At 68.0% G+C, this 16,497-nt stretch carries 16 protein-coding genes; 14 read left to right on the top strand and 2 right to left on the bottom strand.

Annotated features, from left to right (window positions below; genetic code table 11):
- Positions 1–53: 53 nt before the first annotated feature.
- A complete protein-coding gene (locus EAX62_RS11435) occupies positions 54–263 on the bottom strand; it encodes a CsbD family protein (RefSeq protein ID WP_121901859.1) in 210 nt (69 codons plus the stop codon).
- 252 nt (positions 264–515) lie between these two features.
- Between EAX62_RS11435 and efp the strand changes: the two genes are divergently transcribed.
- From efp to rpe, 14 genes are all read left to right on the top strand, one after another.
- Positions 516–1,082, top strand: coding sequence for an elongation factor P (gene efp, locus EAX62_RS11430; protein WP_121901858.1), 567 nt, complete (start codon positions 516–518; stop codon positions 1,080–1,082).
- Positions 1,075–1,503, top strand: a complete 429-nt coding sequence (gene nusB / locus EAX62_RS11425) for a transcription antitermination factor NusB (protein ID WP_121901857.1) — start codon at positions 1,075–1,077, stop codon at positions 1,501–1,503. The genes efp and nusB overlap by 8 nt, the downstream gene beginning before the upstream one ends.
- Before the next feature lie 14 nt (positions 1,504–1,517).
- Positions 1,518–2,648 (top strand): glutamine-hydrolyzing carbamoyl-phosphate synthase small subunit, encoded by a 1,131-nt coding sequence (gene carA, locus EAX62_RS11420; RefSeq protein WP_121901856.1) that lies wholly within the window; start codon positions 1,518–1,520, stop codon positions 2,646–2,648.
- Positions 2,648–6,034: a carbamoyl-phosphate synthase large subunit gene (gene carB, locus EAX62_RS11415; protein ID WP_121901855.1), complete on the top strand. Its 3,387-nt coding sequence runs from the start codon at positions 2,648–2,650 to the stop codon at positions 6,032–6,034. Before carA ends, carB begins: the two co-directional genes overlap by 1 nt.
- Positions 6,031–7,083 carry a quinone-dependent dihydroorotate dehydrogenase gene (locus EAX62_RS11410; protein ID WP_121901854.1) on the top strand — a complete coding sequence of 351 codons (1,053 nt, stop codon included), beginning with the start codon at positions 6,031–6,033 and terminating at the stop codon, positions 7,081–7,083. The genes carB and EAX62_RS11410 overlap by 4 nt, the downstream gene beginning before the upstream one ends.
- 2 nt (positions 7,084–7,085) lie before the next feature.
- Positions 7,086–7,919, top strand: a complete 834-nt coding sequence (gene pyrF / locus EAX62_RS11405; protein ID WP_233557949.1) for an orotidine-5'-phosphate decarboxylase — start codon at positions 7,086–7,088, stop codon at positions 7,917–7,919.
- Positions 7,920–8,032: 113 nt separating this feature from the next.
- On the top strand, positions 8,033–8,344 hold the full coding sequence (mihF, locus tag EAX62_RS11400; RefSeq protein ID WP_121901853.1) for an integration host factor, actinobacterial type: 312 nt from the start codon (positions 8,033–8,035) through the stop codon (positions 8,342–8,344).
- Between the two features lie 9 nt (positions 8,345–8,353).
- The gene (gene gmk / locus EAX62_RS11395; RefSeq protein ID WP_121902137.1) at positions 8,354–8,914 is read left to right on the top strand and encodes a guanylate kinase; all 561 of its coding nucleotides are present in this window, start codon (positions 8,354–8,356) and stop codon (positions 8,912–8,914) included.
- Between the two features lie 35 nt (positions 8,915–8,949).
- Positions 8,950–9,288, top strand: a complete 339-nt coding sequence (gene rpoZ, locus EAX62_RS11390) for a DNA-directed RNA polymerase subunit omega (protein ID WP_407703337.1) — start codon at positions 8,950–8,952, stop codon at positions 9,286–9,288.
- 105 nt (positions 9,289–9,393) lie between these two features.
- Positions 9,394–10,587, top strand: a complete 1,194-nt coding sequence (gene metK / locus EAX62_RS11385; RefSeq protein ID WP_121901851.1) for a methionine adenosyltransferase — start codon at positions 9,394–9,396, stop codon at positions 10,585–10,587.
- A gap of 12 nt (positions 10,588–10,599) precedes the next feature.
- Positions 10,600–12,573, top strand: a complete 1,974-nt coding sequence (locus tag EAX62_RS11380; RefSeq protein WP_121901850.1) for a primosomal protein N' family DNA-binding protein — start codon at positions 10,600–10,602, stop codon at positions 12,571–12,573.
- A gap of 1 nt (position 12,574) precedes the next feature.
- Positions 12,575–13,495, top strand: coding sequence for a methionyl-tRNA formyltransferase (fmt, locus tag EAX62_RS11375; protein ID WP_121901849.1), 921 nt, complete (start codon positions 12,575–12,577; stop codon positions 13,493–13,495).
- Positions 13,492–14,820 (top strand): RsmB/NOP family class I SAM-dependent RNA methyltransferase, encoded by a 1,329-nt coding sequence (locus tag EAX62_RS11370; RefSeq protein ID WP_121901848.1) that lies wholly within the window; start codon positions 13,492–13,494, stop codon positions 14,818–14,820. Before fmt ends, EAX62_RS11370 begins: the two co-directional genes overlap by 4 nt.
- A 5-nt stretch (positions 14,821–14,825) precedes the next feature.
- The gene (gene rpe / locus EAX62_RS11365) at positions 14,826–15,479 is read left to right on the top strand and encodes a ribulose-phosphate 3-epimerase (RefSeq protein ID WP_121902136.1); all 654 of its coding nucleotides are present in this window, start codon (positions 14,826–14,828) and stop codon (positions 15,477–15,479) included.
- Between the two features lie 24 nt (positions 15,480–15,503).
- On the opposite strand, the gene EAX62_RS11360 is transcribed toward rpe, so the two are convergent.
- Positions 15,504–16,367, bottom strand: a complete 864-nt coding sequence (locus EAX62_RS11360) for a PAC2 family protein (protein WP_121901847.1) — start codon at positions 16,365–16,367, stop codon at positions 15,504–15,506.
- Positions 16,368–16,497 lie beyond the last annotated feature (130 nt).

The following is a 16,497-nucleotide window of genomic DNA, read 5'->3' as shown; positions in this document are numbered from 1 at the left end:
CGGAACCCCAAAGGGTCCCGGCTCCTTCCTGCTGAGGTCAGAAGACCTGTGGGTCAGCGATTGTCGTGCTTGTCGGTTGCGTCGTTGAACACACCCGCGGCGGAGTCCTTGACGTCCTCAACACCCTGCTTGACGTTCGCCTTGCCCTGGTCCATCTTGCCCTCGGCCTCGAGGGAATCGTTGTCCGTTGCCTTACCGAAGCCTTCCTTGGCCTTGCCAAGAGCCTCTTCGGCGGCGTTCGAAATCTTGTCGCCCAAACCCATATGCGTCTCCTTTGGTGGGCGGCCCCAATCGGCCGCGTTGACTCAAAGTTAGCGCCTTTTCAGGTCAGGGCAAGGGAGATCACCGGAAATGGGTGGAACTCCACCCCTTTGGTGTGAGACCCCCGAACCGGTGCCCGTGGGTCCCCTCCGTGTCCACCTCTGAGAGGGCCGTTGGCCAGTGCCGCGCGGATTGGGTAAACTTTCGCGTCGGCCCACCCAAGGCCCTTGAAACATGAGGCGAAAGGGGACGTTGTGGCGTCGACCAACGATCTGAAGAATGGCATGGTGCTCGACCTGGACGGTCAGCTGTGGCAGGTTTTGTTCTTCCAGCACCACAAGCCCGGCAAGGGCAACACCATCGTTCGCACCAAGTTGAAGCACGTCCTGTCCGGGAAAATCGTCGACAAGACCTTCAACTCCGACACCAAGGTGGACACCGCCACCGTCGATCGTCGCGACATGCAATACCTCTACATGGACGGCGACGCCTACGTCTTCATGGACAACAGCACGTACGACCAGATCAACGTCCCCGCCGAGACCGTGGGCGACGCCAAGGACTACATGCTGGAGAACCAGGGCGCCACCGTCGCCATGCACGAGGGCAACCCGCTGTTCATCGAGCTTCCCACCTCCGTGGAGCTGGAGATCACCTACAGCGAGCCCGGCCTGCAGGGCGACCGTTCCACGGGCGGCACCAAGCCGGCCACCCTGGAGACGGGCAAGGTCATCCAGGTGCCCCTGTTCATCACCCAGGGTGAAAGGGTCAAGGTCGACACCCGGGACGGCTCCTACCAGGGCCGCGCAGCCAGTGCCTGAACCCACACCGCACTACGGCGCCCAGACGAAGGCCCGCAAGGGCGCGCTGGACATCCTCTACGCCGCTGAACTGCGCCGGGTCGCTCCCGTGGAGGTTCTCATGGAGGTCCGTTCCCAGGGCGAGACCACGCTGCGTGATCTGACCGTCGCACTGGTGCACGGCATCGCCGCGGACCAGCGCGAGATCGATGCGCGGATCATTGCCTGCGTGAGCGGTGGCTGGACGCTGGACCGGATGCCTGCGCTGGACCGCAACATCGCGCGGATCGCCGTCTACGAGATTGACCACACCGACACCCCGCCATCCGCGGTGATCGCCGAGGCCCTCAAACTGGCCGGCGACCTCTCCACGGATGATTCACCCGCCTTCCTCAATGGCCTGCTCTCCCGAGTGCTGGCCACGAAGCCACCGACACACTGACCGCGAGGATACGCATGAGTTCCCAGCCCGCAATTCTGGTTTTGGAGGACGGACGCGTATTCCGTGGTCGCTCCTTCGGTGCCGTCGGCGAAACCTTCGGGGAGCTGGTGTTCTCCACCGGCATGTCCGGCTACCAGGAGCTGCTCACCGACCCCAGCTACCACCGCCAGGTGGTGCTCACCACCGCCCCCCACGTCGGCAACACCGGCTGGAACGACGAGGACGACGAGTCGTCCCGGATCTGGGTGGCCGGACTCGTGGTGCGCGACGTCTCCCCGCGCCCCTCGAACTGGCGCTCCAAGGGCAGCCTTGACGCCGAACTGGCACGTCAGGGCGTCGTCAGCATCGCCGACATCGACACCCGCGCCCTGACACGTCACGTCCGCGAGGCCGGGGCCATGCGCGTCGGCATCTCCACGGTCGAGACCAACGCAGAGGCGCTGCTGCAGCGCGTCCTGCAGCAGGCGCCCATGGCGGGCGCCGATCTGGCAGCCGAGGTCACCACGAAGGAGATCGTGGTGGTGCCGGCCGATGGTGCAAAGCAGTTCACGGTGGCGGCACTGGACCTCGGTATCAAGTCCATGACGCCCAAGCGGCTCGCGGAGCGGGGCATCGAGATGCACCTGCTGCCTGCCACCTCCACGTTCGACGACATCGCCGCCGTCAACCCCGACGGCGTCTTCTTCTCCAACGGCCCGGGGGATCCGTCCGCCTCGGACGGCCCCATCGCGCTGCTGCAGCAGGTGTTGGACGCCGGTATCCCGTACTTCGGGATCTGCTTCGGGAACCAACTGTTCGGCAGGGCTCTGGGCTTCGACACCTACAAGCTCAAGTTCGGCCACCGCGGCCTGAACCAGCCCGTGAAGGACCTCACCACCGGCAAGGTGGAGATCACCGCCCAGAACCACGGCTTCGCCGTGGACGCACCCATCGGTGTGGACGTCGACACCCCCTACGGGACTGCCCGCGTCAGTCACATCTGCCTCAACGACAACGTGGTGGAGGGGCTGGAATTGCACCGCGACGGGAACCTGGTCGCCTTCTCCGTGCAGTACCACCCCGAGGCCGCCGCCGGCCCGCACGACTCCACCCACCTGTTCGACCGCTTCACAGCCATGCTCGCCTCGGCCCGGAAGGATGCCTGATGCCTCGCCGCACCGACATCAAATCCATTCTCGTCATCGGCTCCGGCCCCATTGTGATCGGCCAGGCCTGCGAGTTCGACTACTCCGGCACCCAGGCATGCCGTGTGCTGCGTGAGGAGGGGTTCCGGGTCATCCTGGTGAACTCCAACCCGGCCACGATCATGACCGACCCCGACTTCGCGGACGCCACCTACGTGGAGCCCATCACCGCGGAGTTCGTCGAAGCCGTCATCGCCAAGGAGCGCCCCGACGCCGTCCTGGCCACCCTGGGCGGGCAGACGGCCCTCAACGCCGCCATCCAGCTCCACGACAGTGGCGTGCTCGAGAAGTACGGCTGCGAGCTCATCGGTGCCTCCGTCGAAGCCATCCAGCGCGGTGAGGACCGCCAACAGTTCAAGGAGATCGTCGCCTCCCTCACCGACATTCCGGGAGGGACACCGGAGTCCGCTGAGTCGCACATCTGCCACACCATGGACGAGGTCCTGTCGGCCGCAGACCAGTTGGGCTACCCCGTCGTGGTGCGGCCCAGCTTCACCATGGGTGGCGTCGGATCCGGGTTCGCGCACAACCCCGACGAGCTGCGCCAGATCGCCGGTGCTGGGCTGTCCGCCAGCCCCGTCACCGAAGTCCTCATCGAGGAGTCCATCCTCGGCTGGAAGGAGTTCGAACTGGAGTTGATGCGGGACACCGCCGACAACGTGGTGATCATCTGTTCCATCGAAAACTTCGACCCCATGGGTGTCCACACGGGCGATTCCATCACCGTGGCCCCCGCCATGACGCTGACGGACCGCGAGTACCAGCGCATGCGCGACGTGGGTATCGCCATCATCCGTGCGGTGGGCGTCGACACGGGCGGTTGCAACATCCAGTTCGCCATCAACCCCGACGACGGCCGCATGATTGTCATCGAGATGAACCCGCGCGTCTCCCGCTCCTCGGCGCTGGCGTCGAAGGCCACAGGGTTCCCCATCGCGAAGATCGCCGCCAAGGTGGCCGTCGGGTACACCCTCGACGAGATCCCCAACGACATCACACACGGGGGCTCCACCCCCGTTCCCCCCCGTGCCGAAGTGGAGTTGGCGCCAGGTCATGGTGCCTCTTCTGTCCACGAGGCATTTCTCTCGGCAGCCTTTGAACCTTCCATCGACTACGTCATCGTCAAGGTGCCCAGGTTCGCGTTCGAGAAGTTCCCACTCGCCGACCCCCGGCTCACCACCCACATGAAGTCCGTGGGTGAGGTGATGGCCATCGGCCGCAACTTCACGGAGGCACTGGGCAAGGCATTGCGGTCGCTCGAGGACAAGAATGCGCCCCTCGACTTCGCTTCGCCCCCCACCCGGTCCATCCCCGAGCTGCTGGAGCTTGCCTCGACACCCCACGACGGCCGCATCCGCCTCGTCATGGACGCGCTGCTGCAGGGCGCCACCTCGGAAGAGGTGTACGAATCCACGAAGATCGACCCGTGGTTCCTCCACCAGCTGGAGCTGTTGCGCGACCTCGCCCACGAGGTGCGCGACGCCAAGGAGCTGACGGCCGACCTGCTGCGCATGTGCAAGCGTCACGGCTTCTCCGACGAGCAGGTGGCCGGGCTGCGCAACCTCAGCACCGACGTCGTCCGCGGTGTCCGGTGGGCACTCGGGATCCGCCCCGTGTTCAAGTCCGTCGACACGTGCGCCGCCGAGTTCGAGGCACACACCCCCTACATGTACTCGTCCTATGACGAGGAAACCGAGGTGCCGAACAGGACCAAGCCGGCTGTCATCATCCTCGGCTCCGGCCCCAACCGCATCGGGCAGGGCATTGAGTTCGACTACTCCTGTGTGCACGCCACCATGGCGGTGAGGGACGCCGGGTACGAGGCCATCATGGTCAACTGCAACCCGGAGACGGTCTCCACTGACTATGACACCTCAGACCGCCTGTACTTCGAGCCTCTGACGGCCGAGGACGTGCTGGAGATCTACCACGCAGAACTCGCGGCCGGCCCCGTTCTCGGGGTCATCTGCCAACTCGGCGGCCAGACCCCTCTGAAGCTCGCACAGGTACTCAAGGACGCCGGGGTGCCCATCATCGGCACCAGCCCCGAGGCCATCAACCTGGCCGAGGAGCGCGGCGCGTTCGGGCGGGTCCTGGCCCGCGCCGGGCTGCCCGCCCCCAAGCACGGCATGGCCGCCTCCTTCGACGAGGCCCGCCAGATCGCCGCCGAGATCGGCTACCCCGTACTGGTGCGCCCCAGCTACGTGCTGGGTGGTCGTGGCATGGAGATCGTCTACGACGACTCCTCGCTGGAGCGCTACATCACCCAGGCCACCGAGATCACCGAGGAGTCCCCGGTCCTGGTGGACCGCTTCCTCGACGACGCCGTGGAGATCGACGTCGACGCCCTCTACGACGGCACGGAGCTGTTCCTCGGTGGCGTCATGGAACACATCGAGGAGGCCGGTATCCACTCCGGGGACTCCGCGTGCGTCCTGCCCCCCATCACGCTCGGTGACTCCGAGGTCGAGGAGATCCGACGCTCCACCGAACTGATCGCCGAGGGCGTCGGGGTTCTGGGTTTGCTGAACATCCAGTACGCCCTGCACGCCGACACGCTCTACGTGCTGGAGGCCAACCCTCGCGCCTCCCGCACGGTGCCCTTCGTGAGCAAGGCCACCAACACGCCCCTGGCCAAGGCTGCGGCCCGCATCATGCTGGGCGACAGCATCGCCGACCTGCGTGCTGAGGGCATGCTGCCCGCCACCGGCGACGGCGCCACCACCCGCCCCGGCGCCCCCGTGGCGGTCAAGGAAGCCGTGATGCCCTTCAACCGGTTCCGCACGGCAGCCGGCGCTTTCGTCGACACCCTGCTGGGCCCGGAGATGCGCTCCACCGGTGAGGTCATGGGACTGTCGGAGGACTTCGGCACTGCTTTCGCCAAGGCGCAGGCTGCAGGCGGGGGACCGCTGCCCACCAGTGGCACGGTGTTCGTCTCCGTGGCCAACCGTGACAAACGCCACGCGTTGTGGCCCATCAAGCGGCTTGCCGACCTGGGCTTCGACATCCTCGCCACGTCCGGGACGGCCTCGGTCCTGCGCCGCAATGGCGTGGAGGTGCGGCAGGTGCCCAAGCTGTCGGAGAAGCAGGAGGGGAGTGGGGAGCGATCCATCGTCGAGCTCATCACCGACGGCGACATCGACCTGGTGTTCAACACCCCGGGGTCCAGCGACGGCGCCTCGCCCCGCAAGGACGGCTACCTGATCCGCACTGCAGCCGTGCTCGCCGACGTGCCGTGCGTCACCACGGTTCCCGGACTGGCCGCCGCCGTGCAGGGGATTGAGGCGTTGCGACGCGGCCACCTGGCCGTTGCGTCACTGCAGGAGTGGGCGGCGGGACAACGATGAGCAGCGTCAGAGCTTCCACGCGCGCGATGCGCGGCGCCTACCACGTGGCCCGCGCCGGCATGTTCCGGTATGCAGGCGGTGACCCCGAGAAGATCCACGAGCTGTTGGTGGACTCCCTGGCCGGCCTGGCACCCGTCGACCATGCCGCGGAGGTGGACCCGGTGACGATCGCCGGGATCCGCTTCCCGAATCGTGTGGGCCTCGCGGCCGGCCTCGACAAGGATGGCCGCGCCGCCGCCGCCTGGACCCGGTTCGGGTTCGGGTTCGCGGAGCTCGGCACCGTGACGGCCTCCGGGCAGCCCGGCAACGACCGTCCACGGCTGTTCCGGCTCAAGAAGTCGCAGGCCATCATCAACAGGATGGGATTCAACAACCGTGGCGCAGCCGCCATGGCGGCCCACCTGGCAGCCCTGGGGGTGTCCCGCGGTACCAACCGCCTGGGCATCCCGCTCGGCATCTCCATCGGCAAGACCAAGGTCGTGCCCCTGGAGGAGGCGGCGGAGGACTACCTCGCCTCGCTCGAGGTCCTGGCCCCCCACGCCGACTACATTGCCGTCAACGTGTCCAGCCCCAACACGCCGGGGCTGCGCGATCTGCAGAGCGCCGACGACCTCTCCGCCCTCGTGGGGACTCTGGTGGCGCACGCACCCGACGCGTTGCCGGTGTTCGTCAAACTCGCCCCGGACCTCTTTGCCGACGTCCTGACGCCGACGCTGCGGGCCATCGAGGACAGTGGTGCCGCCGGCGTGATCGCCACCAACACCACCCTGGGCCGCGAGGGCCTCCACAGGGCTGACAGGGGCGCCGCGGGGGAGTCCGGGGGACTGAGCGGGAGGCCGCTCACCGGGCGGGCCCTGCGCTTCGTCGAGAGTGTGGCCCGCGCCACGGACCTGCCCGTCATGGGCGTGGGTGGCATCATGTCACCCGGCGACGCAGGCCGGATGTTCGATGCTGGGGCGCACCTCGTCCAGCTCTACACCGGATTCATCTACGAAGGTCCGGCGCTGGTGCGGGGCATCAACGACATCCGACGACACCCGGCGGCTTGACGGTGGACGAGAGGGCTGAGCACATGGGGTACGCGGCACGGCTGCGCCAGATCACCACCCGGCGGGGAAACCTGTGCGTCGGCATCGACCCGATGCCCTCCGTCCTGTCGGCCTGGGGTCTGGACGCCACGGTGGAGGCACTGGAGCGCTGCGCCCGCGGCATCGTCGCGGAGCTGGCGGAGAGCGTGGCGGTCTTCAAGCCGCAGTCCGCCTTCTTCGAAGCCTTCGGCTCCGCGGGTGTGGCGGTGCTCGAGCGGGTGCTCGAGGACATCCGGCAGGCCGGGGCCCTGTCGATCCTCGACGTCAAGCGCGGCGACATCGGCAGTTCCATGGCCGGCTACGCCACCGCCTACCTGGGCGATGACTCGCCGCTTCGTGCCGATGCCATCACCCTGAGCCCCTACCTCGGCGTGGGGTCCCTGTCGCCCGCCATCGAGCAGGCTGTCCTCACGGGCCGGGGCATCTACGTACTGGCCCGCACCTCCAACCCCGACGGCGCCGCCATCCAGTGCGCACGCACCGACCATGCCAGTGTGGCGCAGCATGTGGTGGACGCCATCACCGAGGGCAACCCGCGGTGGGACCACGCCGTGGGTGTGGTGGTGGGGGGTACCCATGCAGACCTGGGCTGTGATGTATCCACGTTCAACGGGTCCATCCTCGTGCCCGGCATTGGCGCCCAGGGGGGAACCATGGAGGGCATACGTGACGTGTTCGGTGACGCGAGTTCGATGGTTCTGCCCACCGTCAGTCGTGACGTCATCGGGGGTGGCCGTGACGATCTGGGTCGCCGGGCGGAGCTGTTTTTGGCAAATGCGCAGGTCGCAGGCCTGTAGTACTGGCCTCCACCCCAAAGGGTGAGTAATATATCCGTCTGGCATGCATTTTTGGTATACCGGGACAACACAACCGCCCAGCCCAGGGCGGAAGAGATGATGGAGCGTCGACGATGGCCATTCCACAACTGAGCACTGAGCAGCTCCAGTCAGCACGCGCCGCCGCCACCGAGGCGCGTCGCGCCCGCGCGGCCCTGAAGGCACAGGTCAAGGAGGCCGAGATCACCTTGTCCGAAGCGCTGGACAAGGCCACGGGCGACGAGACGCTCTCACGCGTCAAGGTGGTCGACCTGCTGAGGTCCCTGCCACGCGTGGGCGTCACCCGCTCCGCGGAGATCATGGAGAACCTTGACATTGCACCCAACCGGCGCATCCGGGGCCTCGGACGCCACCAGATGGAGCGCCTCAAGGAGATGTTCTCCTAAGCTGTGACCGTGGCAGACAAGCAACCCGCTGTATGGGTCATTTCAGGTCCGAGCGGCGTCGGCAAGGGAACGGTGTGCAACCGCCTCCGGGAACGTCGCCCGGACCTGCACTACTCCGTGTCCATGACCACGAGGGCGCCCCGCCCCGACGAGGTGGACGGCACGAGTTACCACTTCGTCACGCCCGAGGACTTCCAGGATCTCGTCGAGAGGGGCATGTTGCTGGAGTATGCGCAGGTGCACGGCACCAACTACTACGGCACGCCCCGCGAACCCGTCGAGAAGGCACTGGCGCAGCGCACGCCCGTCGTGCTGGAGATCGACCTCCAGGGGGCCCGGCAGGTCAAGCAGAACATGCCCGAGGCCCGGTTGGTGTTCCTCACGCCTCCGTCCTGGGATGAACTGGTCAACCGGTTGAGGCGGCGCGGCACGGAGGACGAGGCCACGCAGGAACGGCGGCTTGAGACGGCCCGCATGGAACTGGCGGCACGCGATGAGGCGGACCACGTGGTGGAGAACCGGGCGGTCGAGGACACCGTGTCGACTTTGATAGGCTTGATGAGCTTGTGATCACAGGCTCCCCACACTGAAGAAGCAGAAGGTGAATCTTGAGCATCAACACCGAAGGCATCACCAACCCCCCCATTGATGACCTGCTCGAGTCCGTTGACTCGAAGTACCGACTGGTGATCATCGCCGCCAAGCGTGCACGCCAGATCAACGCCTACTACTCGCAGCTCGGCGAAGGTCTGCTCGAGAACGTCGGCCCGCTCGTCTCCGCGGCACCTCAGGAGAAGCCACTGTCCATTGCCCTGCGCGAACTCGCGGAAGGGATGCTGCAGTACACGCAGATCGATCCCCTCGAGGACGAGCAGCGCACCGCTGAGGCCGACCCGGCGTTCAGCTTCGTCGACCCGTTTGCAGGCACCGACCCCGCCTCCTGAGCAGCATCCCGGAATTGATTGTGTGCGTGGCTTGTTGCCACCCCTGTACCCAACACACCACGTGGCTTGTTGCCACGCTCGTCATGACATCTGAGGAGCTCACCCATGAGCCGATTGTTCACATCTGAGTCGGTGACCGAGGGTCACCCCGATAAAATCGCCGACTCCATCTCCGACGCCGTCCTGGACGCGCTCCTGGCGCAGGATCCCGGATCCAGGGTGGCGGTGGAAACCCTGGTGACCACCGGGTTGGTGGTGGTGGCCGGCGAGGTCACCACCCAGGGCTTCGCGGACGTGGCGCCCATCGCGCGTCAACGGATCCTCGACATCGGCTACAACTCGTCACGCGTCGGGTTCGACGGCGGATCCTGCGGCGTCACCGTCGCGATCGGGGCGCAGTCCCCAGACATAGCGGCCGGTGTGGACCGGGCCTATGAGGCGCGCGTCGAGAACGACGTCGACGCCGTCAGCTCCCAGGGGGCCGGCGACCAGGGCCTGATGTTCGGCTATGCCTGCAACGAGACCCCCTCCCTCATGCCGATGCCCATCGACCTGGCCCACCGACTGGCCGAGCGGCTCACCGAGGTGCGCAAGCAGGGCGTGCTGGACTACCTTCGCCCGGACGGCAAGACCCAGGTGACGATCCTCTACAACGACGAGGGCAGGGCCGTCGACGTCGAAACGGCCGTGGTCTCCACACAGCACGACGACGGCGTGGACGTGGAGAACACCATCCGCCCCGACCTGACGCGCGAGGTCATCGCGCCGGTCCTGGACCGCTACGGATTCAGCGCCCGCGACACCCGCGTGCTCGTGAACCCCACCGGCACCTTCGTGATAGGCGGCCCCATGGGCGACGCCGGCGTCACGGGCCGCAAAATCATCGTCGACACCTACGGCGGCATGGCCCGTCACGGCGGGGGCGCCTTCTCCGGCAAGGACCCCTCCAAGGTGGACCGCTCCGCCGCCTACGCCATGCGCTGGGTGGCCAAGAACGTGGTGGCAGCCGGTCTCGCGGACCGCTGCGAGGTCCAGGTGGCCTATGCCATCGGCAAAGCGCATCCCGTCGGCTTCTACCTCGACACCTTCGGAACCTCCGCCGTACCTGAGGTGCAGATCCGCGACGCGGTACTGGCGACGTTCGACCTGCGTCCCGGCGCCATCATCCGCGACCTCGACCTGCTGCGCCCCATCTACTCGCAGTTCAGCACGTACGGCCACTTCGGCCGCGACCTGCCGGACGCCGCGTGGGAGCGCACCGACCGCGCCGAGGCCCTGGCCCGGGCGGTCAAGGGCTAGGGAATTCCCGGCATGCCGGCGGCGGCGCCTGCACTGTTCGAGCGGCCCACACCGCACCGTGTGGCGCGCGTTGCCGTCGACGTGCCGCTGGCCCACCTGGACCGGCTGTTCGACTACGAGATCCCGGAGGCGCTGGCCGGGGCGGTCGCGCAGGGGTGCCGTGTCAAGGTGCCGTTCTCCGGACGCACCCGGGAGGGTTGGCTCGTCTCATTCGGTGAGGCACAGGCGGACATGAAGCTGCTGAAGCTGAAGACTGTCGTCTCTGGCGAACCCATCCTTGATCCGGGTCTCGTGGCGCTGTTCCGGGCCGTGGCCGACCACTACGCGGGCGTGCTCACAGACGTCATCCGGCTCGCCGTGCCCCGACGGCACTCCAGCACGGAGAAGGCCCCCCAGCGCGAATGGCCGCAGCCGACACCACACGAAGCCCGCACGGTGCTGCCCCTGTTCCCCGGGGGGGAAGCATTTCTCGACGCGCTGGTACGCGGCACTGGTCCTCGTGCGTTCTGGCAGGTGCCGTGCGTCACGGACACCCCCGGCGACCTCGTGGCGGGGGTTCTGGAGGCCGTCGACGCCACGGTGAGGGGAGGACGGGGCGCCATTGTCATCGTTCCCACGGTCCGGGAACTGACGGAAGCCCTGCCGAGGTTCCAGGCAGCATTCGGGACTGGCGCCGTCGCCGTCCTGAACGGTGAGCTGGGCGATTCCGCCCGCTACCGCAACTGGTTGGCGCTGCGCCGCGGGCAGGCCCGCATCCTGTTGGCCACCCGCAGCGGCGTCCTTGCACCCATGGACGACCTCGGGCTGGTGGTGGTCGTCGACGATGGCAACGACTCCCATGCCGAGCCCCGCGCACCCTACCCGCACACGCGCGGCATGGCCGTGCTGCGCTGCATCCACAGTGGCTGTGCGCTGCTGCTGGCCGCTCACGGCCGATCCACGGACGCGGCAGCACTCGTGGAGCGGGGCTGGCTCAAGGAGTTGGCGCTGAAGCCCGGCCAGACCCGGGCCGTCACCCCGCCCGTGCGCCTCAGTGGTGACAACGCGGGGCACCGCGATCCCGTTGCTGCCCGCCTGCGCCTGCCGTCTGTGGCGTTCGAGTTCCTCCGGACAGCCCTGACGCAGGGCCCGGTGCTGGTGCAGGTGCCTCGCGCCGGTCACTCTGCCGGACTGTCGTGCCAGCGGTGCGGGGAGTCCGCACGCTGCCTGAAGTGCCAGGGACCGCTTCGCAGCCAGCGCCAGGGACGCCTCGAGTGCGCCTGGTGCGGGTTCGAGCCGCCACGCTGGGAGTGCAGTTTCTGCCACCATCAAAAGCTGCGCGCCCCCATCGTCGGCGCCGTGCGAACAGCAGAGGAACTTGGGCGCGCGTTCCCCGGTGTGGTGGCCATCAACAGTTCGGCAGCCATGATCCGCACCGACGTCCCCGACTCCGCGGCCATCGTCGTGGCCACGCCCGGTGCGGAGCCCGTCGCCCCGACGGGATATGCGGGGGTGCTGCTGCTGGACACCGAACTGATGCTCTCGCGGGCTGACCTGCGGGTGGCGGAGGAGTCGGTGCGCCGCTGGTGCAACGCCATCTCCCTGAGTCGGGGCCCCCGTGATGGTGGCCGCGTGCTGGCCGTGGGTCCCTCAGAGCACCCTGCCCTGCAAGCGCTGGTGCGCGGCGACGTGGGCGGCTACATCGCCTCCGAGTTGGCCGAGCGGACCGCGGCCGGGCTGCCCCCTGCTGTCAAGGCCGTCCGCGTGGGCGGTGACGCCACAGCCGTGCGCGAGTTCCTCGACAACGACCCCTTCGACGGCGTGGACATCCTGGGCCCCAACGAGTTCCAGCACGGCCCCACCACCGAGACCGTCGCTCTGCTGCGGGTGCCGCTGGAGGAGGGCAGGGATCTCGTGCGACGGGTGAAATATGCGGCGGCGATACGCTCCGCCCGCAAGGAAGGTGGGAGGCTGTACATCCAGGTCGACCCGGAGGTATTGGACTGACATGAGACTGCTCTTCGCAGGAACCCCCGAGGCGGCCCTGCCGTCACTCGAGGCGCTGGTGGCGTCCCGGCACGAGGTGGTGGCCGTGGTGACTCGACCCGACGCTCCCGCCGGCCGTGGCCGGAAGCTGACCCCGTCGCCCGTGGCGGCACACGCGGTGCAGCTGGGCCTGCCCGTGCTGAAGCCCGCCACGCCGCGCGACGAGGACTTCGTTGCTGAGCTGACACGACTGGCACCGGATGCGTGCCCCGTGGTGGCCTACGGCGCCCTGCTCACCCAGAGGGTGCTGGACATCCCGCGCCTCGGCTGGATGAACCTGCACTTCTCGGTACTGCCACGCTGGCGCGGCGCCGCCCCGGTGCAACGCGCCATCATGGCCGGCGACGAGACCATCGGCACCAGCTGCTTTCGCATCGTGCGGGAACTCGATGCCGGCGACGTCTACCGCTCCTCATCCATGGCCATGCCCGACGCCACGGCAGGCGAGCTGCTGGCCGCCCTCGCCCAGTCGGGGGCTCACCAGCTCCTCGACGCGCTGGACGCCATGGAGAACGGCGAGACCCCCGTCCCCCAGCCGGCTGATGGCATCACCGTGGCACCCAAGGTCACCGTCGCTGATGCACGTATCGGCTGGTCCGCCCCCGCAGCCGGGATTCGCAACCTCGTCATGGGGTGCTCCCCGGATCCGGGCGCCTGGTGCGAGCTGGAGGGGGAGCGCCTCAAGGTGTATCGCGCCCGCGTGGCTGATGAGGCCGAGGCCGAGGCAGGGGAGCCGGGGCGGCTCCGCACCACCAAACACCAGGTGTTCGCGGCCACCGGTGACGGTGAACTGGAATTGCTCGAGGTGCAGCCCGCTGGCAAGCGCCGGATGCAGGCCATCGACTGGGCCCGCAACATGACCGCCGGAAAGGCACTCGCATGATCAAGAAAGACCCCCGCCGCGTGGCCTTCGACGTGCTGCGCGATGTGACGTCGCAGGATGCCTACGCCAACCTTGCACTGGCCAAGAGGCTCGCCACCGCCGGATTGGAGGGCCGCGATGCCGGGTTCGTCACGGAACTCGTCTCCGGCACCTGCCGGCTCATGGGGACCTATGACGCCATCATCGAGGCGGCCTCCGGGCGCTCACTGACCACCCTGCAACCGGCCGTGGTGGACCTGCTGCGGCTCGGGTCGCACCAGGCGTTGTCCATGAATGTGGCCTCGCACGCAGCCGTGGCCGCCACCGTGGACCTGGCCCGCGCCACCGTGGGGCAGCGCGTCACCGGCATCGTCAACGCCGTGCTGCGCAAGGTGGCTGCGAAAGACCTCACCACGTGGATGAACGAACTGGCGCGCGGGCTCGACGAGACCGGTTCCCTGGCCGTGCGCGGCCATCACCCAGCCTGGATCGTGAACGCGTACCGGGATGTGCTGCCCGAGAACGAGGTGGCAGACGCTCTGGCCGCCAACAACGTTCCACCCAGCCCTACCCTCGTGGTGCGGCCGGGGTTGTGCGAGGTGCGCGAACTCGTGGCGCTGGGGGCGCGCCCCACCGGGTACTCGCCCTTCGGCGCCGTGGCCGACGGCGTACCCGCACACCTGCCGCCCGTCGCCGAGCGTCGTGCGGGCGTGCAGGACGAGGGGTCGCAGCTCGTGGCGTGGGCACTGTCGCGCGTCGAGGCCCCCGAGGGGCCGTGGCTGGACCTGTGCGCCGGACCCGGCGGCAAGGCTGCGCTGCTCGCCGGTCTCGCCCGGCAGGCGGGGGAGGTCCTCGTGGCCAACGAGAGCGCGGAACACCGGGCGGCCCTCGTCGAGCAGGCCCTGTCCGCTTATCCCGAGGGCACGGCCACGGTGACGTGCTCCGACGGCCGCACCCCGGACTGGGAGCCGGCCAGCTTCGCCCGCGTCATCGCCGACGTCCCGTGCACCGGGCTGGGGGCCCTGCGCCGCCGCCCGGAATCACGCTGGCGCCGACGCCATGAGGACCTCGCCCAACTCGGGGCCCTGCAGCGCGACCTGTTCCGCTCAGCCCTGCGCTCCGCCATGCCCGGCGGCGTCGTGGCCTACGCCACCTGCTCACCGCATCGCGCAGAGACCAGTGACGTGGTCGAGGACGTCCTGAAGGAGTTCCCTGACTCGACGCTGCTGCGCGCCGCGGACTTCCTCGCAGAGGTCCCGGGCTGCGAACTGGGCGACTACGTCCAGCTCTGGCCCCACCGTCACGGCACCGACGCCATGTTCCTGGCACTCGTGCGGTTAGGGTGAACGCCATGCGCATCACGCCCAGCATCCTGAATGCGGACTTCGCGAACCTGGCCGCCGAAGTGCGCCGAATTCCCGGCGCCGACGCCATCCACGTCGACGTCATGGACAACCACTTCGTGCCCAACCTGACCTTGGGCCTGCCCGTGGTGGAGTCCTTGCGCCGGGCCACGGACACGATGCTTGACATCCACCTCATGATCGAGGATCCCGATCGCTGGGCCCCTGCCTACGCGGAGGCCGGTGCCGAGTCCGTCACCTTCCACGTCGAGGCCGCCGCCGCACCCATCCGTTTGGCGCGGGAGTTGCGGCGCCTGGGGGCCCGCGCCGCCATTGCGCTCAAGCCCGCCACGCCCATCGACGGCTTCGCCGACATGCTGGACGAGGTGGACATGGTTCTGCTCATGACGGTGGAGCCCGGCTTCGGCGGCCAGTCGTTCCTGGACCTGGTGCTGCCCAAGATCCGGCGCACGCGCCAACTGATGGGGGATCGACCGCTGTGGCTGCAGGTCGACGGGGGCGTCTCCGTCGCCACCATCGAACGATGCGCCGAGGCCGGCGCCGACACGTTCGTGGCGGGCTCCGCGGTCTACAGCGCCCCGGACCCGGATGCGATGGTCGCGGAGCTGCGGAACCTCGCCATCGGCGCATGCCGCCACTGAACCGCTCCGCTCCAGAAGGAGCGGTCAGCTGTGGCGGGGGCCCCTGCCACGGCTGCGGCCGTCGCCGCGACCCCTGAGGTAGCGCTCGAACTCGGCGGCGATGGTGTCGCCCGTGGCGCCCTCCACGTCGTGCGCGTCCTTCGCCTCCTCGAGTTGCTCGATGTACTCGGCGACATCCGGATCCTCGGAGCTGAGCTCGTCCACGGCCTCGCTCCACTTGGCTGCCTCGTCCGGCAGGTCGTCGTAGTCGAGTGAGACACCCAGCACCTGCTCCAGCCTGCTGAGCAGAGCCTGCTGGCCCTTGGGGCTCGGCGGGTTGGACACGTAGTGGGGGATGGCCACCCACATGGAGGCGGTGGGCAGCTGTTCAGCGATCAACATCTGGTTGATGACACCGATGATGCCGGTGGGACCCTCGTAGTTGGACGGCTCCAGGTCCAGCAGTTCACGCAGCCCCGAGTCAAAGGTGTACATCGTCACGGGCAGGGGGCGCGAGTGCGGTGTGTCGCTCAGCATGGCCCCGAGCAGTACCACCAGCGACGGCTCCAACTGCTTGAGTGTGCCGACCAATTCTGTGGCGAAGCTCCGCCACAACAGGCTCGGCTCCGGCCCCACGACCACCAGGATGTCGCGCTCGGGATGGCGGATCAGGGCCAGGGAGATGCTGGGCCATTCGATGAACGGGCCGTCAGGGGAGCGGCGCATGAAGGGGCGTGTCGCCTGGTAGTCGAAGTAGCGCTCGTCGTCGATGGCACCCAGCTCCACACGCTCGTAGCGTCCGAGGACGTGTTCAGCAGTATCGCTCGCTGCGCTTCCGGCGTCGTTCCACCCGCCGAAGGCGACGATGACCGCCAGGTCGCGAAATGGTCGCAAGTGCTCGAAACGCATGCACCCAGTCTAGGGTCCAGCACACTTCACGCCGAAGGACCAACCAGCAGCCGCGAGCGAACGCATCTATTCCCACCCGCCCTTCGGGGTTAGAGTGACCGTCGTGTCCAGCTCAATTCGTGAATTCCTG

Origin of the sequence: Tessaracoccus antarcticus (assembly GCF_003688855.1) — a bacterium.
Taxonomy (GTDB): domain Bacteria; phylum Actinomycetota; class Actinomycetes; order Propionibacteriales; family Propionibacteriaceae; genus Arachnia; species Arachnia antarctica.
The sequence above is the reverse complement of the archived record's forward strand: the minus strand, read 5'-3'. Positions and strand labels throughout refer to the sequence as shown.

Bases quoted from the DNA above. Each gene is read 5' to 3' on its own strand.
- metK (WP_121901851.1), top strand. From the start codon at position 9,394: ATGAGCCGATTGTTCACATCTGAGTCGGTGACCGAGGGTCACCCCGAT.
- EAX62_RS11435 (WP_121901859.1), bottom strand. From the start codon at position 263: ATGGGTTTGGGCGACAAGATTTCGAACGCCGCCGAAGAGGCTCTTGGC.
- EAX62_RS11410 (WP_121901854.1), top strand. From the start codon at position 6,031: ATGAGCAGCGTCAGAGCTTCCACGCGCGCGATGCGCGGCGCCTACCAC.
- mihF (WP_121901853.1), top strand. From the start codon at position 8,033: ATGGCCATTCCACAACTGAGCACTGAGCAGCTCCAGTCAGCACGCGCC.
- EAX62_RS11380 (WP_121901850.1), top strand. From the start codon at position 10,600: ATGCCGGCGGCGGCGCCTGCACTGTTCGAGCGGCCCACACCGCACCGT.
- carA (WP_121901856.1), top strand. From the start codon at position 1,518: ATGAGTTCCCAGCCCGCAATTCTGGTTTTGGAGGACGGACGCGTATTC.
- EAX62_RS11370 (WP_121901848.1), top strand. From the start codon at position 13,492: ATGATCAAGAAAGACCCCCGCCGCGTGGCCTTCGACGTGCTGCGCGAT.
- fmt (WP_121901849.1), top strand. From the start codon at position 12,575: ATGAGACTGCTCTTCGCAGGAACCCCCGAGGCGGCCCTGCCGTCACTC.
- EAX62_RS11360 (WP_121901847.1), bottom strand. From the start codon at position 16,367: ATGCGTTTCGAGCACTTGCGACCATTTCGCGACCTGGCGGTCATCGTC.
- rpe (WP_121902136.1), top strand. From the start codon at position 14,826: ATGCGCATCACGCCCAGCATCCTGAATGCGGACTTCGCGAACCTGGCC.
- carB (WP_121901855.1), top strand. From the start codon at position 2,648: ATGCCTCGCCGCACCGACATCAAATCCATTCTCGTCATCGGCTCCGGC.